Origin of the sequence: Erwinia aeris, assembly GCF_041224955.1 — a bacterium.
In the GTDB taxonomy this organism is placed as follows: domain Bacteria; phylum Pseudomonadota; class Gammaproteobacteria; order Enterobacterales; family Enterobacteriaceae; genus Erwinia; species Erwinia aeris.
The window spans coordinates 37297-63789 of sequence record NZ_JBGFFX010000009.1 but is presented as its reverse complement, the minus strand read 5'-3'; the positions used below and the strand labels follow the sequence as shown (position 1 = coordinate 63789).

23 protein-coding genes and 1 tRNA gene are annotated in these 26493 nt (G+C 56.2%); 11 read left to right on the top strand and 13 right to left on the bottom strand.

Annotated features, from left to right (window positions below; translation table 11 throughout):
* Positions 1–44 precede the first annotated feature (44 nt).
* Positions 45–3098 carry a D-2-hydroxyglutarate dehydrogenase YdiJ gene (ydiJ, locus tag AB6T85_RS15205; RefSeq protein ID WP_369896028.1) on the top strand — a complete coding sequence of 1018 codons (3054 nt, stop codon included), beginning with the start codon at positions 45–47 and terminating at the stop codon, positions 3096–3098.
* A gap of 70 nt (positions 3099–3168) precedes the next feature.
* Here ydiJ and AB6T85_RS15200 read toward each other — a convergent pair whose 3' ends face one another.
* Complete coding sequence (locus tag AB6T85_RS15200) at positions 3169–3573, bottom strand: hypothetical protein (RefSeq protein ID WP_253454450.1); 405 nt, start codon at positions 3571–3573, stop codon at positions 3169–3171.
* A gap of 392 nt (positions 3574–3965) precedes the next feature.
* On the opposite strand from AB6T85_RS15200, the gene sufA reads away from it, so the two are divergent.
* The 7 genes from sufA (at position 3966) to AB6T85_RS15165 (ending at position 10572) form a co-directional block, all read left to right on the top strand.
* Positions 3966–4340 (top strand): Fe-S cluster assembly scaffold SufA, encoded by a 375-nt coding sequence (gene sufA / locus AB6T85_RS15195; RefSeq protein WP_125289773.1) that lies wholly within the window; start codon positions 3966–3968, stop codon positions 4338–4340.
* 5 nt (positions 4341–4345) lie between these two features.
* Positions 4346–5839 (top strand): Fe-S cluster assembly protein SufB, encoded by a 1494-nt coding sequence (gene sufB, locus AB6T85_RS15190; RefSeq protein WP_125289774.1) that lies wholly within the window; start codon positions 4346–4348, stop codon positions 5837–5839.
* Between the two features lie 55 nt (positions 5840–5894).
* Positions 5895–6641, top strand: coding sequence for a Fe-S cluster assembly ATPase SufC (gene sufC / locus AB6T85_RS15185; protein ID WP_125289775.1), 747 nt, complete (start codon positions 5895–5897; stop codon positions 6639–6641).
* Positions 6616–7893: a Fe-S cluster assembly protein SufD gene (gene sufD / locus AB6T85_RS15180; protein WP_253454449.1), complete on the top strand. Its 1278-nt coding sequence runs from the start codon at positions 6616–6618 to the stop codon at positions 7891–7893. The genes sufC and sufD overlap by 26 nt, the downstream gene beginning before the upstream one ends.
* Positions 7890–9113, top strand: a complete 1224-nt coding sequence (gene sufS / locus AB6T85_RS15175; RefSeq protein ID WP_369896026.1) for a cysteine desulfurase SufS — start codon at positions 7890–7892, stop codon at positions 9111–9113. The genes sufD and sufS overlap by 4 nt, the downstream gene beginning before the upstream one ends.
* Before the next feature lie 24 nt (positions 9114–9137).
* Positions 9138–9560 carry a cysteine desulfuration protein SufE gene (gene sufE, locus AB6T85_RS15170; protein WP_253454447.1) on the top strand — a complete coding sequence of 141 codons (423 nt, stop codon included), beginning with the start codon at positions 9138–9140 and terminating at the stop codon, positions 9558–9560.
* A 70-nt stretch (positions 9561–9630) separates the two neighbouring features.
* A complete protein-coding gene (locus AB6T85_RS15165) occupies positions 9631–10572 on the top strand; it encodes a L,D-transpeptidase family protein (protein WP_369896024.1) in 942 nt (313 codons plus the stop codon).
* Between the two features lie 259 nt (positions 10573–10831).
* Here the strand turns inward: AB6T85_RS15165 and AB6T85_RS15160 are convergent, their stop codons facing one another.
* The 4 genes from AB6T85_RS15160 to AB6T85_RS15145 form a co-directional block, all read right to left on the bottom strand.
* Entirely contained in the window at positions 10832–11068 is a 237-nt protein-coding gene (locus tag AB6T85_RS15160; protein WP_016169824.1) for a major outer membrane lipoprotein, read from the bottom strand.
* 305 nt (positions 11069–11373) lie between these two features.
* Complete coding sequence (pykF, locus tag AB6T85_RS15155; RefSeq protein ID WP_125289780.1) at positions 11374–12786, bottom strand: pyruvate kinase PykF; 1413 nt, start codon at positions 12784–12786, stop codon at positions 11374–11376.
* A 509-nt stretch (positions 12787–13295) separates the two neighbouring features.
* A tRNA-Val gene (locus AB6T85_RS15150) sits at positions 13296–13372 on the bottom strand.
* A gap of 141 nt (positions 13373–13513) precedes the next feature.
* On the bottom strand, positions 13514–14887 hold the full coding sequence (locus AB6T85_RS15145) for an MATE family efflux transporter (protein ID WP_253454445.1): 1374 nt from the start codon (positions 14885–14887) through the stop codon (positions 13514–13516).
* Positions 14888–14981: 94 nt separating this feature from the next.
* On the opposite strand from AB6T85_RS15145, the gene AB6T85_RS15140 reads away from it, so the two are divergent.
* Entirely contained in the window at positions 14982–15638 is a 657-nt protein-coding gene (locus AB6T85_RS15140) for a riboflavin synthase subunit alpha (protein ID WP_301253218.1), read from the top strand.
* Positions 15639–15672: 34 nt separating this feature from the next.
* On the opposite strand, the gene cfa is transcribed toward AB6T85_RS15140, so the two are convergent.
* Together cfa and punC are read right to left on the bottom strand one after the other, a co-directional pair.
* Positions 15673–16821: a cyclopropane fatty acyl phospholipid synthase gene (cfa, locus tag AB6T85_RS15135; protein ID WP_301253219.1), complete on the bottom strand. Its 1149-nt coding sequence runs from the start codon at positions 16819–16821 to the stop codon at positions 15673–15675.
* Between the two features lie 298 nt (positions 16822–17119).
* A complete protein-coding gene (punC, locus tag AB6T85_RS15130) occupies positions 17120–18307 on the bottom strand; it encodes a purine nucleoside transporter PunC (RefSeq protein ID WP_253454442.1) in 1188 nt (395 codons plus the stop codon).
* 114 nt (positions 18308–18421) lie between these two features.
* Here punC and punR point away from each other — a divergent pair, with 114 nt between their 5' ends.
* Complete coding sequence (gene punR / locus AB6T85_RS15125; RefSeq protein ID WP_253454441.1) at positions 18422–19330, top strand: DNA-binding transcriptional activator PunR; 909 nt, start codon at positions 18422–18424, stop codon at positions 19328–19330.
* Between the two features lie 30 nt (positions 19331–19360).
* Here the strand turns inward: punR and purR are convergent, their stop codons facing one another.
* Positions 19361–20386, bottom strand: coding sequence for an HTH-type transcriptional repressor PurR (gene purR, locus AB6T85_RS15120; RefSeq protein WP_253454440.1), 1026 nt, complete (start codon positions 20384–20386; stop codon positions 19361–19363).
* Between the two features lie 319 nt (positions 20387–20705).
* A complete protein-coding gene (locus tag AB6T85_RS15115; RefSeq protein WP_301253223.1) occupies positions 20706–21488 on the bottom strand; it encodes a C40 family peptidase in 783 nt (260 codons plus the stop codon).
* A 360-nt stretch (positions 21489–21848) separates the two neighbouring features.
* On the opposite strand from AB6T85_RS15115, the gene AB6T85_RS15110 reads away from it, so the two are divergent.
* On the top strand, positions 21849–22187 hold the full coding sequence (locus AB6T85_RS15110) for a Grx4 family monothiol glutaredoxin (protein WP_253454438.1): 339 nt from the start codon (positions 21849–21851) through the stop codon (positions 22185–22187).
* 61 nt (positions 22188–22248) lie between these two features.
* Here the strand turns inward: AB6T85_RS15110 and rnt are convergent, their stop codons facing one another.
* The 4 genes from rnt to eptA form a co-directional block, all read right to left on the bottom strand.
* On the bottom strand, positions 22249–22899 hold the full coding sequence (gene rnt, locus AB6T85_RS15105; RefSeq protein ID WP_253454437.1) for a ribonuclease T: 651 nt from the start codon (positions 22897–22899) through the stop codon (positions 22249–22251).
* A gap of 103 nt (positions 22900–23002) precedes the next feature.
* Entirely contained in the window at positions 23003–23410 is a 408-nt protein-coding gene (gene gloA, locus AB6T85_RS15100) for a lactoylglutathione lyase (protein ID WP_253454436.1), read from the bottom strand.
* A gap of 210 nt (positions 23411–23620) precedes the next feature.
* Entirely contained in the window at positions 23621–24718 is a 1098-nt protein-coding gene (locus tag AB6T85_RS15095; protein WP_253454435.1) for an alkene reductase, read from the bottom strand.
* Positions 24719–24778: 60 nt separating this feature from the next.
* Entirely contained in the window at positions 24779–26446 is a 1668-nt protein-coding gene (eptA, locus tag AB6T85_RS15090; RefSeq protein ID WP_369896021.1) for a phosphoethanolamine transferase EptA, read from the bottom strand.
* Positions 26447–26493 lie beyond the last annotated feature (47 nt).

Sequence of the window (26493 nt, the reverse complement as noted above, 5' to 3'; positions counted from 1 at the left end):
AAAGAGCAAACGTTACACCTCAAACACAACCTGGTCACACGATAATGATCCCACAGATTTCTCAGGCGCCGGGCCTCGTTCAACTGGTGCTGAATTTTTTGCAGGCGTTAGAGCAGCAGGGTTTTACCGGTGATACCGCTACCAGCTATGCCGACCGTCTTACCCTGTCCACCGATAACAGCATCTATCAGCTGTTGCCCGATGCGGCGCTGTTCCCCCGATCCACAGCTGATGTTGCGCTGATTGCTCGTCTGGCGGGCGAAGAGCGCTATCGAAGCCTGGTCTTTACGCCGCGCGGCGGCGGCACCGGCACCAACGGCCAGGCGCTGAATCAGGGCATCGTGGTCGATATGTCCCGCTATATGAACCGCATTCTGGACATTAATGTGGAGCAGGGATGGGTAAAAGTAGAGGCGGGGGTGATCAAAGACCAGCTCAACGCCGCCCTGAAACCGCTGGGCTACTTCTTCTCGCCGGAACTCTCCACCAGCAACCGCGCCACGCTCGGCGGCATGATTAATACCGATGCGTCAGGGCAAGGCTCGCTGGTTTATGGCAAAACCTCCGATCACGTTTTAGGGCTGCGCGCAGTGCTGCTGGGCGGCGACTTGCTGGATACGCGGGCGATCCCGACAGGCGTGGCGGAGCAGCTGGCGGCGGAGCAAACGCGCGAGGGCGAAATCTATCGCACGGTACTGGAATGCTGCCGCGATCGCCGTGACCTTATTGTTGAGAAGTTTCCAAAGCTCAACCGCTTTTTGACCGGCTACGATCTGCGCCACGCCATCAGCGACGATTTGCAGCAGGTGGATTTAACCCGTCTGCTATGCGGCGCAGAAGGCACGCTGGCTTTTATTACCGAAGCCCGCCTGAACATCATGCCGATCCCCAAAGTGCGACGGCTGGTCAATATCAAATATGATTCCTTCGACTCGGCGCTGCGCAGCGCACCTTTTATGGTGGAGGCGCAGGCGCTGTCGGTTGAAACGGTTGATTCAAAGGTGCTGAACCTGGCACGGGAAGATATCGTCTGGCATTCGGTCAGCGAGCTGATCGCCGACGTGCCGGACCAGGAAATGCTGGGGCTGAATATTGTTGAGTTCGCCGGAGACGATAAGGCGCTGATCGACGGTCAGGTCGCCTCACTTTGCCAGCGGCTGGAAAGCCTGATGGCGGCCGGCGAGGCGGGCATTATCGGCTATCAGCTGTGCAACGATATTGGCGGTATTGAGCGCATTTACGCCATGCGTAAAAAAGCGGTCGGGCTGCTCGGCAACGCCAAAGGCCGCGCCAAACCGATCCCTTTCGTCGAAGATACCTGTGTGCCGCCGCAGCATCTGGCGGACTATATCGTCGAGTTCCGCCAGCTGCTGGACAGCCACAACCTGAGCTACGGCATGTTTGGCCATGTCGATGCGGGCGTGCTGCACGTGCGCCCCGCGCTGGATATGTGCGATCCGCAGCAGGAAATGCTGATGAAGCAGATCTCTGACGAGGTGGTGGCGCTGACGGCACGCTACGGCGGCCTGCTGTGGGGTGAACACGGTAAAGGCTTTCGCGCCGAATACAGCCCGGCGTTTTTTGGCGAAGCGTTATATAACGATCTGCGCCGCATCAAGGCGGCCTTCGATGCCGATAACCGGCTTAATCCGGGGAAAATTTGTGCGCCCCTGGGCGTTGACGAGCCGATGATGAAAGTGGATGCGGTAAAGCGCGGCACCTTCGATCGTCAAATTCCGGTCAACGTGCGCAGCGACTGGCGCGGCGCGATGGAGTGCAACGGCAACGGTCTGTGTTTTAATTTTGACGTGCGCAGCCCGATGTGTCCGTCGATGAAAATCACCGGCAATCGTATTCACTCGCCGAAAGGCCGCGCCACGCTGACCCGCGAATGGCTGCGGCTGCTGGCGGAGCAGGGCGTCGATCCGCTGGCGCTGGAACGCTCGCTGCCCCAGGCGAAAGTCAGCCTGCGCGGCCTGATCGAGCGCACCCGTAACAGCTGGCACGCGAAGCGCGGCGAATATGATTTCTCGCACGAGGTGAAAGAGGCGATGTCGGGCTGTCTGGCCTGTAAAGCCTGTTCCACGCAGTGTCCGATAAAAATCGACGTGCCCGGCTTCCGTTCCCGTTTCCTGCAGCTTTACCACACCCGCTATCTGCGTCCGGTCAGCGATCACCTGGTCGCCGGCGTGGAAAGCTACGCGCCGCTGATGGCAAAAGCGCCCACGTTCTTTAACTTCTTTTTACGCCAGCCGCTGGTGCGCAGGCTGAGTAAGGATCATATCGGCATGGTCGATCTGCCGCTGCTTTCCTCGCCCAATCTGAAGCAGCAGCTGGCCGGGCAGCGGGCGGTGACCACCACCCTGGAGCAGCTTGAGGCAATGAGCGAAACGCAGCGCGCGCAGCATGTGCTGATCGTGCAGGATCCGTTTACCAGCTATTACGAAGCCAGGCTGGTCAGCGATTTTGTGACGCTGGTGGAGAAGCTTGGCTATCGGCCGGTGGTGCTGCCTTTCTCGCCCAACGGCAAGGCGCAGCATATCAAAGGCTTTTTACAGCGCTTCGCCAGAACCGCGCAGAAAACGGCGGATTTTCTTAATCGCGTGGCGAAACTCCAGCTGCCGATGGTCGGCGTCGATCCGGCGCTGGTGCTTTGCTACCGCGACGAATACAAAGAGATCCTTGGCGAAAAACGCGGCGACTTCCACGTGCAGCTGGTGCATGAATGGCTGCAAAATGCGCTGCCGGCGCGCCAGCCCGTCCCGCAAAGCGGCGAAGCCTGGTACTTGTTCGGCCACTGTACGGAAGTCACTGCGCTACCCGCATCCAGCCAGCAGTGGGCAGGGATATTCGCGCGCTTTGGCGCAAAACTGGAAAACGTCAGCGTAGGCTGCTGCGGTATGGCGGGCACGTACGGGCATGAAACAAAAAATCTGGCTAACTCGCTGGGTATTTATGAGCTGTCATGGCATCAGGCGCTGCAAAAACTGCCGCGCCAGCGCTGCCTGGCGACCGGCTATTCGTGCCGCAGCCAGGTGAAACGCCTCGAGGGTAACGGCATGCGGCATCCTTTACAGGCGCTGCTGGAGCTGCTTTAAGCAGCGTTCGGTAATGCCAGAGCAGATATCTTCACGCCGCCAGGGTATAATGGTCTGTTCTGGCGGCGAGCTACATAATTCGCGAGGCTTTGCGCACAAACTCATTTTGCAGCGCGGTCGCCTTATCCCATTCGCCGCTCAGCGCGAGCTGATGGCACAGACGGGTAAGCGAGTGGCGCGCCAGCTGCCAGGCTTGCATACGGAAGAGGCGTTCCCGCTCGGGATTGCCCAATTCCTGCAACAGACGTTGATGCAGCCTGCCGAGCGCGTGCAGATAGCTCTGGTCATCGCCGTTTAGCTGGCAGAGCTCGGCCATATCAAGACAGGTATCGTTAAACTTACGCAGCTGTTCCAGGGTGCATTCAGGCCGATTCACTTTGGCCTGCGCCATAGTGTAATCAACGGTGATATCCCGGATGGAAAACTTGTATTCATCAATTTTATGTTGCAGCCAGGCACTCATCGTCAGATTCATTCCGGGACCCATTCACGCTAATGATAATCATTATCATATTATAACTGGCGCATTATTCAACGCTGGCGCAAAAAATTTTTATCGATTTATGCTGCCTCTCAGATAAATTGGTAATAACAATACGCGTTAAGGATGAAAGGGGTAAAATAACTATTATTCCTGCTTAGCGCAGCGCGGCTGATATTTACTGGCTGCTTTTCAATGTGTTACCATTTCGTTAAATCACTGCGTGACACACATCGCAAACCTCTTCACAGGGTCTAAACTGAATAAAGAGGCCCAAAAAAGCCCGGTTGGCCTTAATCCCTGCAAAACAAGAGGTTGAAGAGACAATCATTATCACTAACATAGGGGTATCAGCCCGCAGGGCTACCGACTCGCGAGGTAATGTTATGCCATCAGCAACGACCGCTTCTTTTTCGCCGGACGATTTCGTCTGGAAAGGACTGACGCTTACCGACAGCGCCGCACAGCAAATCATCGCGCTGTCCGCCAGCGACCCGCACGTTAAGGGTTTAAAGCTGGGCGTTAAGACGTCCGGCTGCGCCGGATTCGGCTACACCATGGATTTGATTAAAGAGCCTGCGTCAGATGATTTAGTGTTTACCCATAACGGCGCGAATCTTTATGTGCCGCTGCAGGCTATGCCTTTTATCGACGGAACCGAAGTCGATTTCGTTCGTGAAGGCCTGAACCAGATTTTCAAATTTAATAATCCTAAAGCTCAACACGCCTGTGGCTGTGGTGAGAGCTTTGGCGTTGAGTAAATTTTATGTCCCGAAATACTGATACATCAGACGACGTGCAGGTCTGGGAAGGAAGCCGCCAGAAGTACAAGGAAGGATTCTTCACTCAGCTGCAAACCGAGGAGTTCGCCAACGGCATCAACGAGGATGTGGTACGTGCGATCTCTGCTAAACGCAATGAGCCGGAGTGGATGCTTGATTTCCGCCTGAAAGCCTACGCGGCCTGGCTGGAGATGGAAGAGCCACACTGGCTGAAAGCTAACTATAAGTCACTGAACTATCAGGATTACAGCTACTATTCCGCACCGTCCTGCGGCAGCTGCGATGACAGCTGCGCCTCAGAGCCTGGCGCACAGCAGACTTCCGGCGCCGCGGCGCCGAACTACCTGACGGAAGAAGTGGAAAACGCCTTTAAACAGCTGGGCGTGCCGGTACGCGAAGGGCAGGAAGTGGCCGTAGACGCCATTTTCGACTCCGTGTCGGTGTCAACCACTTATCGCGGCAAGCTGGCGGAGCAGGGCATTATTTTCTGTTCCTTTGGCGAAGCGATCCACGATCACCCTGAGCTGGTAAAACAGTATCTGGGCACCGTGGTGCCGGCCAACGATAACTTCTTCGCGGCGCTGAACTCGGCGGTAGCGTCAGACGGCACCTTCGTTTACATCCCGAAAGGGGTGCGCTGCCCAATGGAGCTGTCCACCTATTTCCGCATCAACGCGGCGAAAACCGGCCAGTTCGAGCGCACCATTCTGATTGCCGATGAAGGCAGCTACGTCAGCTATATCGAAGGCTGCTCCGCGCCGGTGCGCGACAGCTATCAGCTGCACGCGGCGGTGGTGGAAGTCATCATCCATAAAGATGCGGAAGTAAAATATTCTACCGTGCAGAACTGGTTCGCCGGCGGCGAAGCGGAAGGCGGCATCCTGAACTTCGTGACCAAGCGCGCGCTGTGCGAAGGCGAAAACAGCAAGATGTCCTGGACGCAGTCGGAAACCGGCTCGGCGATCACCTGGAAATATCCAAGCGTGATCCTGCGCGGCGATAACTCCGTGGGCGAGTTCTTCTCGGTGGCGCTGACCAGCGGACATCAGCAGGCCGATACCGGCACCAAGATGATCCATATCGGCAAAAACACCAAATCCACCATTATCTCCAAGGGGATTTCGGCGGGTAAAAGCCAGAACACCTATCGTGGCCTGGTAAAAATTATGCCGACGGCGACCAATGCCCGTAACTTTACGCAGTGCGACTCCATGCTGATTGGCGCCGAGTGTGGCGCGCACACCTTCCCATATGTGGAAGCGCGCAACAACACCGCGCAGCTGGAACACGAGGCGACGACCTCGCGCATTGGCGAAGATCAGCTGTTCTACTGCCTGCAGCGCGGCATCAGCGAAGACGATGCGATCTCCATGATCGTCAACGGCTTCTGCAAGGACGTTTTCTCCGAGCTGCCGCTGGAATTTGCGGTGGAAGCGCAAAAACTGCTGGCGATCAGCCTCGAACACAGCGTGGGCTGATCCCCGCTGCTTATTCATTTTGCGCAATGCCGAGAGGTATTGCCCAGGAAAGATTATGTTAAGCATTAAAGATTTACAGGTAAGTATCGAAGACAAAGAGATCCTGCGCGGCCTGAACCTTGAGGTGAAGCCGGGCGAAGTCCACGCGATTATGGGGCCGAACGGCTCAGGGAAAAGTACGCTTTCCGCGACGCTGGCGGGCCGCGAAGAGTATGAAATCACCGGCGGCTCTATTGAGTTCAAAGGCAAAGATCTGCTGGAGCTGTCGCCGGAAGATCGCGCGGGCGAAGGCATCTTTATGGCTTTCCAGTACCCTGTGGAAATCCCTGGCGTCAGCAACCAGTTTTTCCTGCAAACGGCAGTCAACGCCGTGCGTAAATATCGCGACCAGGAATCGCTGGATCGTTTCGACTTCCAGGACTTTATCGAAGACAAAATTCACCTGCTGAAAATGCCGGAAGATCTGCTGACCCGTTCAGTCAACGTCGGCTTCTCCGGCGGCGAGAAAAAACGCAACGACATTCTGCAAATGGCGGCGCTGGAGCCGGAGCTTTGCATCCTTGACGAAACCGACTCCGGTCTGGATATCGATGCGCTGAAAATCGTTTCAAACGGCGTGAACACGCTGCGTGACGGCAAGCGCGCTTTTATCATCGTCACGCACTACCAGCGTATCCTGGACTACATCAAGCCTGACTTTGTGCACGTGCTCTATCAGGGAAAAATCGTGAAATCAGGCGATTTCTCGCTGGTGAAACAACTGGAGGAGCAAGGCTATGGCTGGCTTACCGAACAGGAATAGTGAAAACGCCCTGCAGCAGTGGCATCACCTGTTCGAGACCCAGGGCGAGCAGCGTTCTTTGCAGGCTCAACAGCACTGGCAGCAGGTGCTGCGTTTAGGGCTGCCGACGCGCAAGCATGAGAACTGGAAATATACGCCGCTGGATGGCCTGCTGGCGCACAACTTCGTGCTGCCGACGGCCGCCGAGCTGAGCGCAGCGGACGTTGCCGCGCTGGCGCTGAATATTGACGCGATTAAACTGGTTTTCGTCGATGGCCGGTTCAACGCGCAGCTGAGCGACAGCAGCTGGGATCAGTTTGATATTCAGATTGCCGCAGGCCGCCGCGAGCTGAGCGCACCGATCCAGCCTGAAGTTTTCCTGCATCTGACGGAAAGCCTGGCGGAAGAGGTGACCACTATCCATCTGCCGCGCGGCAAATCGGCAGAACGTGCCGTTTACCTGCTGCATATCAGCAGCGGCAGCGCGCAGGACGAGATGAACACCTCGCACTATCGTCACCATCTGCAGCTGGACGACGGCGCAGAGGCGACGATTATCGAGCATTACGTCAGCCTGAATGAAAGCACGCACTTTACCGGCGCTCGCTTTACCGCGACCGTAGGCAATAATGCGCGACTGACGCACTACAAGCTGGCTTTCGAGCACGCAAGCAGCAACCATTTTGCGCATAACGATCTGCTGATCGAACGTGATGCGCGCGTGCAGAGCCACAGCTTCCTGCTGGGCAGCGGGCTGGCCCGTCACAATACCAGCACGCAGCTGAACGGCGAGGGCACCGAGCTGTCGATCAACAGTCTGATGCTGCCGGTAGAGAAAGAAGTGTGCGACAGCCGAACCTATCTGGAGCACAACAAAGGCTACTGCCAGAGCCGTCAGCTGCATAAAACCATCGTGCGTGACAAAGCCCGTGCGGTGTTCAACGGCAAGATCGAAGTGGCGAAGCACGCGCTGAAAACCGATGGCCAGATGACCAACAACAACCTGCTGTTGGGACGCCTGGCGGAAGTGGACACCAAGCCGCAGCTGGAAATCTATGCTGACGACGTGAAGTGCAGCCACGGCGCGACCATTGGCCGTATCGACGACGAACAGATGTTCTATCTGCGCGCTCGCGGCATCAGCGAAGAATCTGCTCAGCGCATGATTATCTACGCCTTTGCCGCCGAGCTTACCGAAGCCATCACGGACGAGGTACTCAAGGAGGCGGTGATGCAGCGTATCGCACAGCGCTTCCCCGGAGGCATCAAATGAGTTTTGACCTGACGCGCGTCAGGGCCGATTTTCCTGTTCTGGCGCGAGAAGTGAATGGCCAGCCGCTGGCCTACCTTGACAGCGCCGCCAGCGCGCAGAAACCGCAGGCGGTGATCGATGCGGAAAGCCATTTCTACGAGCACGGCTATGCGGCGGTGCATCGGGGTATTCATACCCTGAGCGCCGAAGCGACCACGGAGATGGAAGAGGTTCGCGCGCACGCCGCGCGTTTCCTTAACGCCGCTTCGCCAGAGGAAATCGTGTTTGTTAAGGGCACGACCGAGGGGATTAACCTCGTTGCCAGCAGCTGGGGCGGCAGCCAGCTGCAGCCCGGCGACAACATCATCATTACCGAGATGGAACACCACGCCAATATCGTGCCGTGGCAGATGGTGGCCGAGCGCACCGGCGCGGAAGTGCGCTTTATCCCTCTGACGGCCGACGGCGAGCTGGATCTGGCCGCGCTGCCAAAACTGATGGATAGCCGCACCCGTATGCTGGCCGTTACGCACGTTTCCAACGTGCTGGGCACCATCAATCCGGTCAAAGAACTGGTGGCGCAGGCGAAAGCCGCAGGCGTCGCTACGCTGATTGACGGCGCACAGGCCGTGATGCATGCAAAAGTCGACGTGCAGGATCTGGACTGCGACTTTTATCTGTTCTCCGGCCATAAAATATACGGGCCTTCCGGCATCGGCATCCTGTACGGGCGTAAAGCCATGCTGGATCAAATGCCGCCGTGGGAAGGAGGCGGATCGATGATCGCCACCGTCAGCCTGACTGCCGGCACCACCTACGCTGCCGCGCCGTGGCGCTTTGAGGCAGGCTCGCCGAATACCGGCGGCATCATGGGCCTTGGCGCGGCGCTGAAATGGGTGGAAGCGCTGGGGCTGGATAACATTGCGCAGCGCGAGCAGGCGCTGATGCGCTACGCGATGGACAAGCTGGCCTCCGTGCCGGATCTGGTCATTTACGGCCCGCAGCATCGCGCAGGCGTGATCGCCTTTAATCTGGGCAAGCATCACGCCTATGACGTGGGCAGCTTCCTGGATCGCTACGGTATTGCCATTCGTACCGGTCACCACTGCGCCATGCCGCTGATGCATCACTACGACGTCCCGGCGATGTGTCGTGCTTCCTTTGTTTTGTATAATAGCGAGGAAGAGGTCGACCGCCTGGCGGCAGGCCTGACACGTATACATATGCTGCTGGGCGGTTAAACCGCCCAGGCAAAGGAGAACTGCATGGCAACACTGCCCGATAAAGAGAGACTGGTTCGCAACTTTTCCCGCTGCGCCAACTGGGAAGAGAAGTATCTCTATGTGATTGAACTGGGCGCGAAACTGCCTGCGCTGCCGGACTCGCTGCACCAGCCGGAGAATACCATTTCCGGCTGCCAGAGCCAGGTCTGGATCGTGATGGAACTGGACGAGCAGGGCCGCGTGCTGCTGCAGGGCGACAGCGACGCCGCTATCGTTAAAGGGTTGATTGCCCTGGTGTTTGTGCTTTACCAGCAGATGACCCCGGCGGAAATTCTCGATTTTGACGTGCGGCCGTGGTTCAGCGAGCTGGCGCTTACCCAGCACCTGACGCCGTCGCGCTCGCAGGGTCTGGAAGCGATGATCCGTGCTATTCGCCAGAAAGCGCAGGACAGTATCAGCCGCTAAGTTGCTACACTTCTCGACAGGCTTCCCGTCATGATGACGGGAAGTGTTGTTTACCTGGCGAGAAATAAAAATGAAAACTCTACTCCTCTCTTCGTTATTTTTTTTCTTCTCTCTGGCGCGTGCGGCCGATTATCCGCTTCCCGCCGCCGACAGCCGTTTAATTGGCGAAAACCAGCTTTATACCGTGCCGGATGACGGGCGCTCGCTGGAAAGCATTGCCGCGCACTTCCAGACGGGCCTGTTAGGGATGCTGGAAGCCAACCCCGGCACCGATCCCTGGCTGCCGAAAGCGGGATCGAAACTGGTTATCCCTACGCAGATGCTGCTGCCCGATACTAAAAGGGAAGGGATCGTGGTCAACGTGGCCGAGCTACGGCTCTACTATTATCCAAAAGATGAAGATAAGGTGGTCGTTTACCCGATAGGCATTGGCCAGCTTGGCGCCAACACGCCTGCGATGGTGACGCGCATCAGTCAGAAGATCCCTAACCCCAGCTGGACGCCCACGCCGAATATCCGCAAGCGCTACGCGGCGGAAGGCAAAACCTTGCCAACGACCATACCCGCCGGGCCGGATAACCCAATGGGGCTGTATGCGCTGCGCCTGGCTTACGGCAAAGGCCACTATCTGATCCACGGCACCAACGCGGATTTCGGCATTGGGATGCGGGTCAGCTCCGGCTGTATCCGCCTGCGGCCTGACGATATCGAAAACCTGTTTAACAGCGTGCCTGAAGGCACCCGCGTGCAGATTATCAATCAGCCCGTTAAGTACGCCACAGAGCCGGACGGCAAGCGCTATATCGAAGTCCATCAGCCGCTGTCCCACAGGGAGAAGGACGATCCACAAACGATGCCGATTGCGCTGACCGCGCAAACCAAAAAATTTGTAGGCAGCGCGCTGAGCGATAGTCAGGTTATTAAGGAAGCATTAAAAAGACGTGCGGGATTGCCGGTGCTGGTGAATAAGGGCGAAACGTCGGCGTCTGAGAGCGTCCCAGAAGCGCTTTAAGCGATTATCTTCGTGAAGCGAGGGCGGAAGTGGGCAGAAAGCCATAAAAGGGCTGCAACGCATTCTGAAGCCTTCGCGCTTTCAGCGCTAACGCAAAGCGATGGCCAGAGCTGGGGGCAGGGCCCGTAACGCACTCTGCAGCCGCGAAGCGAGGCTGGACGGGGAACAGTTATAAACGGCCCGGAACGCTTTCTGCAGCCGTGAAGGCGACAGGCAAAAAAAATGGCGCACAATGTGCGCCATTTTTAAACCAGAACTCTTACTTACGGTAAGAGTGAGCCTGGTTGTCCAGACGCTGGTTAGCGCGTGCTGCGTCGTCTTTAGCAGCCTGAACGTCAGAACGGATTGCGTTCACGTCGTTGCTCAGCTGGTCAACTTTAGCGTTCAGAGTCTGAACGTCGGTAGACAGCTGGTCGATTTTAGCGTTGCTTGAGCAACCGGCCAGCAGAGTAGAACCCAGGATTACCGCGCCCAGTACCAGTTTAGTACGATTCATTATTTATACCCTCTAGATTGAGTTAATCTCCATGTAGCGTTACAAGTATTACACAAAGTTTTTTCCAATGAGAATAAATTTTTGGTTAGAACGTGCTTAAATTTGATCGTTCGCTCAAAGAAGCACCGTCTTTACGAAAAAGCCCAAAAAATTTAGCGAAAACAGACGATTTCAATCGGACTTATCTCGCCTTACAGCGCAATTGAATAGTTAATCTCGATTGGAATTTTTAGAAAAACCTTTGAGCTAAGCTGTAAAAAAAGCGCCACTCAGGGCGCTTTTTCACTACAAGGCGTAATCTTTGATTACAGAACGTGCACAGACGCGGTATTCGTGGTTCCGCTTGGCACCAGTGCGCCAGAAACCATCACCACGACATCGCCTTTACGACCGTAGCCGCTGGCGATAGCCGCTTCTTTACCGATACGGTAAAAATCATCGGTAGAAGCGATTTCTTTTACCACGGACGCCACAATGCCTTTGCTCAGGATCAGCTGACGCGCGGTCTGTTCGTTGGTGGTTAACGCCAGGATAGTCGCGTTCGGGAAATATTTGCGTACGGACTTGGCTGACTTACCGCCTTCGGTTGCCACCACAATCAGCGGCGCTTCCAGCTTCTCGGCAGTTTCTACTGCGCCACGGCACACGGCTTCCGTGATGCGCATTTTGCGGCTGTCATGCTGAGAGTCGATACGGCTTTTCATCACGCGATCGGTACGTTCGCAGATGGTAGCCATAATGGTGACAGATTCCAGCGGGTATTTACCCTTGGCGCTTTCGCCAGAGAGCATAACCGCATCGGTGCCGTCCAGGATGGCGTTAGCCACGTCGCCCGCTTCTGCACGGGTAGGGCGTGGGTTTTTGATCATTGAGTCCAGCATCTGCGTAGCGGTAATCACCACTTTGCGTGCGCGGTTACATTTCTTGATCATCATCTTCTGCGCGAAAATCACCTCTTCAACCGGGATTTCCACACCCAGGTCGCCGCGCGCCACCATGATGCCGTCGGAAGCGTCCAGGATCTCATCAAAATTGTTCAGGCCTTCCTGATTTTCAATTTTAGAGATGATCTGAATATGCTCGCCGCCGTTCTGCTTCAGGTGCTCGCGAATTTCCAGCACGTCAGAACGCTTGCGGATAAAGGAGGCGGCAACAAAATCCACGCCCTGTTCGCAACCAAAAATCAGGTCACGCTTGTCTTTTTCGGCCAGCGCTGGCAGCTGGATAGAAACGCCAGGCAGGTTAACGCCTTTGTTTTCGCCCAGATCGCCGTTGTTCAGTACCTTACAAACCACGTGGTTTTCGGTCACTTCGGTGACTTCCATGCCGATCAGGCCATCGTCCACCAGGACGGTGTTGCCGATAGAGAGATCGGAAGTGAAGCCAGAATAGGTCACCGCCACGCGCTCGCTGTTGCCGATAACGGACTGGTCGGTGGTGAAGGTAAAGGTCTGACCGGCTTTCAACGACACGTCCGCGCCGCCTTCCAGCTTCATGGTACGAATTTCTGGCCCTTTGGTGTCCAGCAGAATAGCGGCCTGCTTGCCGGTTTTGCTCATCACCGCGCGCAGGTTAGCGATACGCTTACCGTGCTCATCGTAATCGCCGTGAGAGAAATTCAGACGCATAACGTTCATGCCCGCGTCCAGCAGGTTGGTCAACATTTCTTCCGATTCGGTTTTTGGACCGATAGTACAAACAATCTTGGTCTTTTTCATGACGAGTCATCTGTTAAGTTGTGATGGATGAAATAAAGCGTAATCCCGGTGATTGGGGGTGCGACCGCCCGAGCGGCGAACTGCGATACAGCTTAAGGATAGGTGACAGAAAAAAAGCGTGCAGAGGAAGTTTAAACGCGGTTTTGGCGCAGGCGCAAAGATCGGTTGCGCAACCAGCTATCGTTTTTGCTAAAGGGCCAACCATACGCTGAAACCATTCAAGTGAAACAACGTTTCGTATTATAGCTACTCAGCCCATTGAAAACCAATTAAAAAGTAGGCCGGAACGGGCGAAAGCTTGCACCAGATCAGATTGTTGCGCAAAAAAAGGCGGTGGCCGGGCGCAGAAACAGCCATTCGGGCGCGAGAAAGGGCAGCGCGGTGAAGCAAAGCGTTACGGGAAAAATCAGCAGACCGAAGCGAAAGATTATGGGAGATAAATAGCGCGTTGAAACAAGTGATTACACAAAACAGCGGCGTGGAAAGACGTGACGGGAGAAAGCAGAAGATGGTGCGTTCTAGAGGACTCGAACCTCCGACCCCCACCATGTCAAGGTGGTGCTCTAACCAACTGAGCTAAGAACGCATCATGCTGTCTGAGTGACAGCGGGGACGAATATTAACGACAGCCCTGGCGGCTTGCAAGCAGAAATCGCTATTTTCGGTGCGACTGCTGCGCAACTGTGCGAAGCGCAGCATTTTTAAACATCCGGTTTAAATGAAGATGTTAGCGGGCCGCGCGCGCCAGCAGCTGCGCTTCAGGCTGCCGCTGCAACCGCAGAATACGCCAGACCATCATAATCGCGCTGGAGGTCAGGCCAATAATAAAGCCTGTCCAGAAGCCCGCCGGGCCCATCGGCGCCACCACCCAGTCCGTCAACGCCAGAATGTAGCCGCTGGGCAGGCCCAGCACCCAGTAAGCGATAAAAGTGATAAAAAAGATGGCGCGCGTATCTTTATAGCCGCGCAAAATGCCGCTGCCGATAACCTGAATCGAATCGGAAAACTGATAAATTGCGGCCAACAGCATCAGCTGAGCCGCCAGCGCCACCACGGCCGGATTCTGATTATAAAGCAGCGCGATTTGCTCGCGAAACACCACCGTGAACAGCGCCGTCAGCAGCGACAGCGACATGCCCACGCCCTGCGCCGTCCATGCCGCTACGCGAGCGCCTTCGGTCGAGCCCTGACCAAGCCGGAAACCCACGCGGATAGTGGTGGCTGCGCCAAGAGAAAGCGGCAGTACAAACATCAGCGAGCTGAAGTTCAGCGCTATCTGGTGACCCGCCACCTCGACGATGCCCATCGGCGACACCAGCAGCGCGACGACGGCGAACAGCGTCACCTCAAAGAACAGCGCCAGCGCGACGGGAAGGCCGAGTTTAAAGAGGCGGGAAAGCGCCTTCGCATCGGGCGGACTGAACCGATCCGCCAGGCGGATATCGCGCATGGAAGAGGCGCGCGAAACCCATATTTTCATCGCGATAAACATTACCCAGTACACGGACGCCGTCGCCACGCCGCAGCCGACGCCGCCAAGCGCGGGCATCCCGAAATGACCGTAGATAAAAATATAGTTAACCGGAATATTCACCAGCAGCCCGAGAAAACCCATCACCATGCCCGGCTTGGTTTTGGCGAGGCCTTCGCACTGGTTGCGCGCGGTCTGGAAAAACAGATAACCTGGCGCTCCCCACAGCAGCGCATGAAGATAGCCTACGGCTTTATCCGCCATCACGGGATCGATATTTTGCATAGAACGGATAACATAGCCGGCGTTATACAGCACAACCATAACCAGCAGGGAAGCGAAGGCGGCCAGCCAGTACCCCTGACGAACCTGGAAAGCGATACGATCGCGGCGGCCCGAGCCGTTGTACTGCGCCACAACCGGCGTGAGCGAAAGCAGCAAACCGTGGCCGAACAGAATGGCGGGCAGCCAGATAGATGTGCCGACCGCAACGGCAGCCATATCCGTTGCGCTGACGTCGCCGGCCATCACCGTATCCACAAAGCCCATAGCGGTTTGCGCAACCTGCGCAAAAATTACCGGAATTGCCAGCGCCAGCAATTGACGCGCCTCGGTCAGATACTTCTGCACATATACACCTGTTTTTTAACTGAAGGGAGAAAGACTATTTGGTATAGTTTTAAGATCAGACAAGAATAGCGAAAAATCCACCGAGGTCATAATTATGTTTACCGGTATTGTGCAGGGCACCGCAGAGGTGTTGGCAATTGAAGAGAAACCGAATTTTCGCACGCATATCGTCCGCCTGCCGGACGAGCTGCTGCCGGGACTGGAGCTGGGCGCTTCCGTATCTCACAATGGCTGTTGCCTGACGGTGACCGGGGTTGACGGCAACCGCGTCAGTTTTGACCTGGTAAAAGAGACGCTGCGTATTACCAACCTGGGGGATTTAAAGCCCGGCGATATTGTTAACGTAGAGCGCGCGGCGAAATTCAGCGATGAAATCGGCGGCCATTTAATGTCCGGTCATATTATGACTACCGCCGAAATCTGCAAAATCCTGACGTCTGAAAATAACCGCGAAATATGGTTTAAGCCGCAGGACAGCGAGCAGATGAAATATATTCTGCACAAAGGCTTTATTGGGATTGACGGCATCAGCCTGACGGTTGGCGAAGTCACCAAAAGCAAATTCTGCGTGCATCTGATCCCGGAAACGCTGGCAAGAACCACGCTGGGCGGCAAGCGGCTGGGCGACAGAGTGAATATTGAAATCGATCCGCATACCCAGGCGATTGTGGAAACCGTTGAGCGCGTGCTGGCGCAGCGTGAAGCGGCGCTGCTGGCGGCGGCCGCTGCGGAAATTCAGCCGGAAGAGTAATAAACAAGGTCGGCTTAGTGGCCGACCTTGTCCGCTAGTGCGGCACCCGCAATCCGCCCTCTTTACCGTGGGTAAAGACCACCTGCCAGAGCTGAATATCCCGCGCGCGGAAAGCGCCCGCACAGGCGTTAAGGTAGTAGCTGAACATGCGCTTAAAGCGTTCGCCATATTTATCCGCCAGCTGCGGCCACGCGGCTAAAAAGCGCTGGTGCCAGGCCATCAGCGTCAGATCGTAATCCGCCCCAAAGTTGTGCCAGTCTTCCATCACAAAATGCGGTTCGTGCGCCTCGGCAATATGGCGTACGGAGGGCAGGCAGCCGTTAGGGAAAATATATTTATCGATCCACGGATCGACATTATCGTCCGTTTTGTTCGCACCAATGGTATGCAGCAAAAAGATGCCGTCCGGCTTCAGATTGCGATCGACCACGTTAAAGTAAGTGGCGTAATTTTTTGGCCCGACGTGCTCAAACATACCAACGGAAACGATGCGGTCAAACTGCTGATCGAGGTCACGGTAATCCTGTAGCAGGATGGTGACGTCCAGCCCTTCACCACGTTGCTGCGCCAGCTTCTGCTGCTCGGCGGAGATCGTCACGCCAGTCACCTTGACGTTGTAATGCCGCGCCGCATAAGCCGCCAGCCCGCCCCAGCCGCAGCCGATATCAAGCAGCGACATCCCGGGTTCCAGCTGAAGTTTCTCGCAGATCATTTTTAATTTAGCCTGCTGCGCCTGCTCCAGCGTTTCCGCCTCTTTCCAGTAGCCGCAGGAGTATTGCATGTAGGGGTCAAGCATCAGCGTAAAAAGGTCATTACCAAGGTCATAATGCTCTTTGCCGACAATCCAGGCGCGCTTGCGGGATTGCAGATTAGTGAGGCGCGCGGCGGCGATGCGCAGCGTATCTTTAAAATGGCGAGGAAGCTGCTGATCCAGCTTAGCCAGCAGCACACGGTGAAAAAACATATCCAGCTGCTCGCACTCCCACCAGCCGTCCATATAGCTTTCGCCCAGGCCCAGCGACCCTTCCTGCATCACGCGTTTAAAAAAATCGGGATGGGTCACCTGAATATCCCAGGGACGGGTGCCGTTAATTTCGATATCCGCGTTGCGTAACATTTCCTGGGCGATTCGATACCACTGATTTTCTTCCAGGCTCACTTCTTCTATACACGATGAACTCATAGCTTCTCCATCACCCTTCGTGATTGAAACCTGAGAAAAAGAATCATCAATTTCCACAGGGTTTGAGAAAACGCACGCTTAGCCGTGCGCCTGATATCCGGCGTTACAGAGGATTGAACTGAAACCTACAGAATGAGGGTGACACCTGCCACAAAAGAGAACACCCGGACAACCCTGTCAGGAATCAAAAAAATGATACAAAGTTGTTATGAATTATTGCCTGAAATTGAGTATATGCTCACCTCAGGCAATATTCAACGCCTTATCGTTAGGACGCTAACTAAATAGATTCAGCCAGTTAACGACGGCTCTGAGCGTGGGTCAGGGGAGCGTTGGCTAACGTCGTCCTTTGTAAAATATAGCCAATAATTGTCAAAAACACAGTACTGAGCATGACCAGCGACGTGGTGGCGAGCGGGTTAGCAATAAAACCGGAAACAATCATGCTGGCGACGAAGCAGAGACCAAGCTGCAGCGTGTTTTGCAGCGCGGCTGCTTTACCGCTGGCCTGCGGAAAAGGCAGCAGCGCATTCGCCACCACAATCGGATAGATAGCGCCGTTGGCCAGCGCCATACCGCAAAACGGCAGCAGCAGCGCCCAGGTCGAAGGCGTTTCCACCTGTGCGGCGATGAAAAACGCGCCCACGCTGAGGGCATACAGCGTCAGCAGCCAGGGCAGCAGCGAAGCGCCTTCGGTCTGCTTCAGCAGCGCCCGACAGCCGTAGCCGCCGGCGAGAAAGGCCAGCGTCTGCGGCACGTAGCTAAGGCCGATATCGCCCGGCGACATGCCCAGTTCGGCCAGAATAAATGGCGAACCGGTCAGCCAGGCGAAAAAGCTGGCGGAGCAGGCGGCGTAAATCAGCACGTTGCCGCTCCAGATCGGTGACTTCAGCAGCGTGAAGAAACCTACTTTCGCCTCTTCTTTATGCTCTTTTGGCGCAGGCGTCGACAGAAAAAGCGTGGCGACCAGCAGGATCAGGGCCAGCAGCAGCAGCGCCAGGAAAATCGACCGCCAGGCAAAGTGGTTCAGCAGCCAGGCACCCAGCAGCGGGGCCAGCGCCGGCGACAGCGCCACCAGCGGCATAATAGTGGCAAACACGCGGTTGGCCTGCGCGCCGGAATAGCGATCGATCACCAGCGCCTGCCAGCTGACGGCGGCGGCGCAAATGCCTACCGCCTGTAAAAAGCGCAGCGTCAGCAGCATTGTGGTGGATTCCGCCCACCACATTGCGCCGCAGCTGACGGCAAACAGCCCCAGCCCCATCAACAGCACCGGCTTGCGGCCAATGCGGTCGGAAAGCGGCCCCCAGAACAGCTGCGCGCTGGCAAACCCGGCCAGGAACAGGCTGAGGCTGGCGCTGATGACGCCCGCTTCGGTTTGCAAATCCTGCTGCATCGCCGTAAAGGCGGGCAGATACATATCGGTGGCAAGAAAACCCGCAACGCTGAGCAGCGCGAGGTAAAGTAAAAATCCTTTCGACGGCATGAGATTTTGCTCTTTTTTATCAGGTGAATAGCGGACGGCAGTGTAAAAGAGTGCGATAGCGGTTGTGAAACGGTAATATTTGCGTCTTGCGTTCAAAAATTTTGCAGGAAGAATATGTGGTCAGAACACTCGCTTGAGGTGATTGATGCGGTCGCCCGAACCGGCAGCTTTACCGCCGCCGCGGCGGAGCTGCATCGCGTTCCGTCCGCCATCAGCTATACCGTGCGCCAGCTGGAAGAGTGGCTGGCGGTGCCGCTGTTCGAACGGCGTCACCGGGACGTGGTCTTAACGGCGGCGGGCGAGGTCTTTATCCAGGAAGGGCGGAGTGTTATCAAAAAAATGCTTGCCACGCGACGCCAGTGTCAGCAGGTCGCCAACGGCTGGCGCGGCCAGCTGAATATCGCCGTCGATCGTATTGTTAAAACCGCGCGTACGCGCCAGCTGGTGGTGGATTTTTACCGACATTTTCCCGATATGGAACTGCATCTTTCGCCGGAAGTATTCAACGGCGTATGGGATGCGCTGGCCGACGGCCGGGTCGACGTGGCGATAGGCGCGACGCAGGCTATTCCGGTCGGCGGACGCTTCGCTTTTCGCAATATGGGAATGCTCAACTGGCGCTGCGTGGTGAAGGCGGATCATCCGCTTGCGCAACACCGGGAGAAGGTTAGCGAGGAGGCGATCCGGGAGTGGCCTTCGCTGGTGCTGGAAGATACCTCGCGCGCGCTGCCGAAAAGAACCACCTGGACGCTGGATAATCAGCGACGGCTGGTCGCGCCGGACTGGGAGAGCGCGTTTGATTGCCTGCTGGCCGGGCTGTGTGTCGGCATGGTGCCGGGGCATCTTGCGCAACCGCTGCTGCAAAACGGCTCGCTGTGCGAACTGAGGCTGGATCCGCCTTTTCCGGATAGCCCCTGCTGCGTCAGCTGGTCGGAACAGCAGGCGTCGCCAGCGCTGCGCTGGCTGCTGGATTATTTAGGCGAAACGGAAACGCTGAACAGCGAATGGCTGCGGGAGGCGTAAAAGACGGGCGGCAGATGGCCGCCCGTGCGCTTAGCGACGGTAGTCGAGGAAAGGGCCGTCCGCTACGGAGCGACGTTCAATCAGCGTCGGATGCACTTCAATCGTCTGCGGCTCTTCGCGTTTGCTGGTAATACGATCGAGCAGCATATTGAAGGCCGTTGCGCCCAGACGCTCTTTCGGCTGGTGGACGGTAGTCAGCGCGGGGGTAAAGTAGCGCGAGTTGCGCACGTTATCATACCCGATCACCGAAATATCCTGCGGTACGCGCAGGCCCATCTCGTCTGCGGCGCAAATCGCGCCCATTGCCATTACATCGCCGCCGCAGAATACCGCGGTAGGACGCTGTTTTTGCGCCAGCAGCTGCTGCATAGCGCGATAGCCCGATTCCGGCTCAAAATCGCCCTGAACCAGCCACTCTTCGCGCAGCGTAATCCCCGCTTCGTTCAGCGCCTTGAGGAAGCCGGCATGACGACCGCCGCCGGTATTGCGCTCCATATGGCCCGGGATCACGCCGATATCGCGGTGGCCGCGATCGATCAGATAGCGGCCTGCCAGATAACCGCCTTCAAAAGCGTTATCGAGAATAGTGTCGGTAAAATCGCCGCGCGACTCGCCCCAGTCCATGACGACCATCGGGATGTTGCGGTGATCTTCCAGCATCTTAATCAGCTCATCCGGGTACTCGGCGCACATAACCAGCAGGCCATCGACGCGTTTTTGCGCCATCATCGACAGATAGGCCTGCTGCTTTTCCAGTTCGTTATGCGCGTTGCCCAAAATCAGCGTATAGCCTTTGGCAAAACAGCTGTGTTCGACCGCCTCAATAATTTCGGCGAAATAGGGCGCCTCGCTGGAGGTCGCCAGCAGGCCAATGGTTTTGGTGTTATTGACCTTCAGGCTGCGGGCCACGGCGCTGGGCGAATAGTGCAGCGCTTTGATCGCTGCCCAGACGGCTTCCCGCGTGTCTTCAGCGACAAAGCGGGTTTTATTAATGACGTGGGACACCGTGGTGGTTGAGACACCGGCGCGTTTGGCCACATCTTTTATGGTTGCCATGGAAAAAGACTCCTGCGCTGTTCAATAAGTCACTGAAAAGCGGTTTGTTAAACGATTGCCTGGAATGATGATAATCCTGATATAAGTTGCGCATAATTTGTTGCGGAATGGTTATACCAGGAGGGAGTTCAGGGTGGCGAAACAGACTTGAGCAGAGCGTCATGTCGGCTAAATGCCTGTTGCGCAACAAACCGTGGATTCTAACAAGAGCAGGCGCAGAACACGAGGGTTTTAGGGCAACAGGCGAACATTTTGCGCAAATAAGAGTAAACCGGCCCGGATCGTTTGCGCGATTCGGGCCTCCAGCCTGCTGAGTGGGCTAGCGGATAGTTTTCGGCGTCATGACGCGGCGAGCGCCGACGTAGTGCTGCTCCCAGTAATCTTCGCTGAGCATACTCACCTGGATATCCTTGCCGGTACGCGGCGACTGGATAAACTTGCCGTTGCCCAGGTAAACGCCAACGTGATCCGCCGAGGCGCGGCCGTTGATGCTGAAAAATACCAGATCGCCTTTTTCCAGCTCGTTGCGCTTGATCGAAGCCGCATCCCGCAGATGGTACATTTCGTTAGCGGTGCGAGGGATCTTAAACTTCACCAGATCTTTATAGGCATACCAGACCAGACCGCTACAGTCGAAACCGGTCTTGGGCGAGGTGCCGCCCCAGAGATAGGGCTTGCCCAGCTGGTTCATCAGCTTGCTCATCGCCGTTTCGCGGGCTTTCTGATAGCGGGCGCGATGCGCTTTGCTGAGCTTAAGCGGGGCCGAGGCCGAGCCGCTGGTTAAGGCTTCCGTCTCTTCGTTGCGCAAGCGATGACGACCATAGCGTTTCTTGGGCGGCAGCGCAGCGGCGACGGTCTGCGTTTTTTTGCGCAGCTTAAACTTTTTAGCAAGGGGCGAACGGCTTTTGGTTGGGCTGGCTTCTTTTACTTTACGTGTAGAGGTTTTCACCGGGCGGCGCTTGCGGCGATCGTCTTCACGAGCAGGCGTGGCGCTGTCTGCTTTGTGGTGGTCCGCTTTAACGGCAGCGTGTGGCGATGCGTGCGCCACAGACATAAACAGCTGGGCAAAGGCCAGCATCAGCAACGTGATGAGTAAACGCATCTTTACCATTAACAGTTTGTGCTCCCGCCAGTGGCAAGAGCATGGCTAAATAAGGAGATCTGCGCCTGGGCAGTCAGTCAGGACGATTCTAATCGAACTCTTTACTAAAAAGTAAGGCCTTTTTTGTTTCAATCGTCGCAAAGCGGTAAAAGCTGTAAAATTTAGCCTGTTCAAACATTTATCTGCGCAAATTTGCCGCTGATATTTACAGTTAACGCAGCACCGCCGGACCGAAAATGGTATTTTAACATTTTGTTTTCCGACCGTAGCGTCAGCGGGCGACTGAAAATGACATTTTCATCACGCTCGCAGACTCGCTACACTATACAGACACGAAGTAGCCGATTGAGGAAGGCATTTATGAGCACCATTGAGAAGATTGAGCGCCAGATCGCAGAAAACCCGATTCTGCTGTATATGAAAGGTTCCCCAAAACTGCCAAGCTGCGGCTTTTCCGCGCAGGCCGTACAGGCGCTGTCCGCCTGCGGCGAGCGTTTCGCCTATGTCGATATCCTGCAGAATCCGGAAATTCGTGCTGAGCTGCCTAAATACGCCAACTGGCCGACTTTTCCACAGCTGTGGGTAGACGGCGAGCTGGTCGGCGGCTGTGACATCATTATTCAGATGTTTCAGGCGGGCGAACTGCAGCAGCTGATCAAAGAGACGGCGCAGAAATATCCTTCCGACGCAACAGAATAAAACGTTGCGCTAAGCGAAGAGACTATCGGACAGGCCTGACAATGCGTCAGGCCTGTTTTTTTTAGTCGAGGTTCGCCGTTTCCGCCAGCGGCCAGCCGCCCAGACGTTTCCAGCGATTAACCAGCTCACAGAACAGATCGGCCGTCTGCACGGTATCATACAGCGCGGAATGCGCCTGAGAACTGTCGAAAGGCATTCCGGCGGCCGTACAGGCTTTCGCCAGCACAGTTTGCCCCAGCACCAGGCCGCTCAGCGCGGCGGTATCAAAGGTGACAAACGGGTGGAAAGGATTACGCTTCAGCCCGGCTCTTTCCGCCGCGGCATTCATAAAATTCAGATCGAAAGTGGCGTTATGAGCCACCATGACGGCACGATTGCAGCCCTGATCTTTGATACCTTTGCGAACGGCTTTAAAGATGGCGTGCAGCGCTTCGTACTCGCTGACCGCGCCGCGCAGCGGATTGGCAGGATCGATGCCGTTAAAGGCCAGCGCTTCGGGTTGCAGAACAGACCCTTCGAACGGCTCAACGTGAAAATGGAGCGTTTCGTCTTTCTCCAGCCAGCCATCGTCGTTCATTTTCAGCGTGACGGCGGCCACTTCCAGTAAGGCGTTGGTTTTGGCGTCGAAACCGGCGGTTTCAACATCGATCACTACCGGATAAAAACCGCGAAAACGGCTGCTGAGGGCGTTAAGTTCGTTCGATTCGGACATCAGGATCTCACAGGCGAAAATTGAGCGCGTATTATGGCAAATTTCGGCATGGGTTGCAGCAGGGGAAGGGGAAAGAAGGGTGCCGGGAAGGCACCCCGACGCGTTACGCGCCCAGGCCGTGGCCCGCGTGTTTGTTTTCGATCAGTTCGATTTTATAGCCGTCCGGATCTTCCACAAAGGCGATAATGGTGGTGCCGCCTTTAACCGGGCCGGCTTCACGAGTTACGTTGCCGCCTTCGTTGCGGATACGGTCGCAGGTAGCCGCCACGTCGTCCACGCCCAGCGCGATATGGCCGTAGGCATCGCCCAGGTCATATTTATCCACGCCCCAGTTATAGGTCAGCTCAATCACCGCGCCTTCGCTCTCTTCGGTATAGCCTACGAAAGCCAGCGTGTATTTATATTCGGTGTTTTCACTGGTGCGCAGCAGGCGCATGCCCAGAACTTTAGTATAGAAATCAACGGAGCGTTGCAGATCGCCAACGCGCAGCATGGTGTGAAGTAAGCGCATAACATCCTCTTTGAACAAACGTTATCATCCGATAACAAGCATAGCCTGAATTCCTGCCGTTACGGGAACCAGCAGGCATTCCCGGCGGTAAAACGGCCTTCAGGCCGTTTTACCCGCGTGAGAGAATAGCAGCTATAGCCTGGCGGAAACCAGGAAATGCGTGCTTTCTCGCGCCGTCAGACGTCGGACGGCGATAAAACCCGCAGGCGCTTACAGGAACGGATAGTCCGTGTAGCCTTCCGCGCCGCCGCCGTAAAAGAGTTCCGGGCGTTGCTCGTTCAGCGGCGCGTTCTGCCGCAGGCGCTCGACCAGATCCGGATTGGCGATGTAGTCGCGGCCAAAGGCTACGGCGTCGATCAGGCCTTGTTCAATCAGTGCTTCCGCTTTCTCAGCGCTGTAGCCGCCTGCGCCCACAATCACGCCGGGATAAGCGGCGCGGATCGCCTCGCGGAAGGCATCGCTGTAAGGCTTGCCGCCCGCCCAGTCCGGTTCTGAAATATGCAGATAGGCCAGATTGCGCTTCGCCAGCTCGCCGATGTAGTAAAGCGCGGCGGCTTCCTGATCTTCGCCGTTATCCAGACCGTTAAACGGCCCGAGCGGCGAAATACGAATGCCGATCCGGTCGGCGCGCCAGCCGTCAATGGCCGCATCCACCACTTCCAGCGCAAAGCGCGTGCGATTTTCCACGCTGCCGCCGTAGGCATCCGTGCGCTGGTTAGACGCGGGCGAAATAAACTGATGCATCAGGTAACCATGCGCGGAATGCAGCTCCACCAGGTCAAAATCCGCTTCGCGCGCGTTGATCGTGGCCTGACGGAAATCGTTGATCACGTCGTCGATCTCATCCAGACGCAGCTCGCGCGGCGTGGAGGTCGCTTCACGGATCGTCCGGCCCTGGTCATCGCGCAGAGAGGTGCGGGTTTCGGCATTAATGGCGGAAGCCGAAACGGGCGCTTTACCTTCCGGTTGCAGGCTGCTGTGGGAGATGCGTCCGGTATGCCAAAGCTGTACCGAACTGTGGCCGCCTTCCTGATGGATACCGGCATTAATCGCTTTCCACGCGGCGATCTGCTCGGCGGTATGCAGGCCTGGCGCGCCGGCGTAGCCTTTTGCCTGGAAGGAGATCTGCGTGGCTTCGGTGATCACCAGCCCGGCGCTGGCGCGCTGGCGGTAATATTCACCCATCAGCGGCGTAGGAATATCGCCCGGTTCGATGCTGCGCAGGCGCGTCAGCGGCGCCATAAAGATGCGGTTAGGCACCACAATCGCGCCAAGTTTTAAAGGGGTAAAAAGTTTTTTCAGCTGCATTTATCGCTCCTGGGAAACCGGCTGCCAACCGCCGATACGGCGGTGGCAAAGCCAAAATTTTCAGTGACTATTGAGCGTAGTAGAGAAATTGCCGCTACCTGCAACGGTACGGCACGATCGGATCATATCCAGCGCGGGCTGGTACTCTTTGGTTTCAATATTCATCATTCCCAGCAGCGTATGGAAAACGTTGTCCTGCGACACCGCCGCGCCGGAAGCCTGCCGCAGGCAGGTACTATTGATGCCAAAGGCGCTGGCGTAGCCGTCAGAAAGCCACAGCAGAAAGGGAATATGCGTCTGCTGAGTGGGCGCAATCAGATAAGGCGCGCCGTGCAGATACATCCCACGCTCGCCCAGCGATTCACCGTGATCGGAAAGATAAATCAGCGCGACGTTGTAGCGGCTGCTGTAGGTCTTCAGCAGGCCAATGGTGTCATCCAGCATCGAATCGGTATAGACGAGCGTATTGTCATAGGTATTGACCAGCGCCTGGCTGTCACAGTCCTGGATCTGGTTACTGTCGCAGGTCGGAGTAAAGGGCCGCTTGTCTGCCGGATAGCGCCGGTAGTAAGCCGGGCCGTGGCTGCCCATCTGATGCAGCACAACTACCGTGTCGTTTTTCATGCTGTCCAGATAGCGATCCAGCCGCCACAACAGCACGTCGTCAAGGCAGTAATCGTCACGGCAAAAGTTCTTCAGCTGCCAGCGCGTCATGTCGGTATGCGGCACGCGGTCACAGGCGCCCTTACAGCCGCCGTCGTTTTCCCGCCACAGCACGCTGACGCCCGCATGGGCCATTACGTCCAGTAGCCCTTCCTGATGGCGCGCCAGGCTGGCATCGTAATGCTCGCGCGGCATATTGGAAAACATACAGGGTACGGAAATGGCCGTTTCCGTTCCGCACGAAGTGGCGTTGGGATAATAGATGACGTTATCTTTTGCCAGCTTCGGATTAGTGTTGCGCACATAGCCGCCGAGTGAAAAATTTTCCGCCCGCGCCGTTTCGCCCAGCACAAACACCACCAGCGTTTTTTTCTGCTGCGCTAAAATCTGCGGGCCTTTGCGTGCATCCTGGCCGATGCTAATCAGCGTGCGATCGCCGTCAAACCAGCGATTATCAATATAGTGGCCAATGCCGCTGACGATATTGACCGGCGTAATCATCTTCACCAGGCCTTTATTGTTACGGATAAGCGAGGCGTAATCTTTATAAAACAGCGCGGCGACCAGCAGGATCGCCAGCAGCGCAGCCAGGGCCGTGCCGGTGCGAAAAGCGATATTCATCCACCATGGACGCCGCGTTACAATCCTGACTCGCCAGATAAGCAGCGCGGGTAGCAGGCCCAGCAGAAGCAGCCAGAGGATATAGCGCAGGCTGAACAGGGCGGTCGCTTCCTGCAGATCCGTTTCAAACACGTTCTGGATCATATTGGTGTCGATAACGGTGCCAAAGCTGTAAATAAAATAGTTGGCCGCCGCGCTGACGATAGCCAGAAAAATTAACAGGGGTTTTCTGATCCACGGCAGGGCGGCCACGCTAAAAATAAACAGAAATCCGCAGAACAGCACCAGCGGCATGGTGGCAGCGAAAAAATAATCCTTCAGCTCGCTGTAAGGGATACGCTCCCACGCGTGAAAAAAGAACAGCGCATTCGGGATAAGCGTAAAAAACAAGGCAGCATAAAAGTTAAAACTGATTTCATTGCAGCGTAAAGCAGTCAGCTTCATAAAGGTTCATCAGCAGTAAGCGGTGAATGAGCATAGCTTTGTTAGCA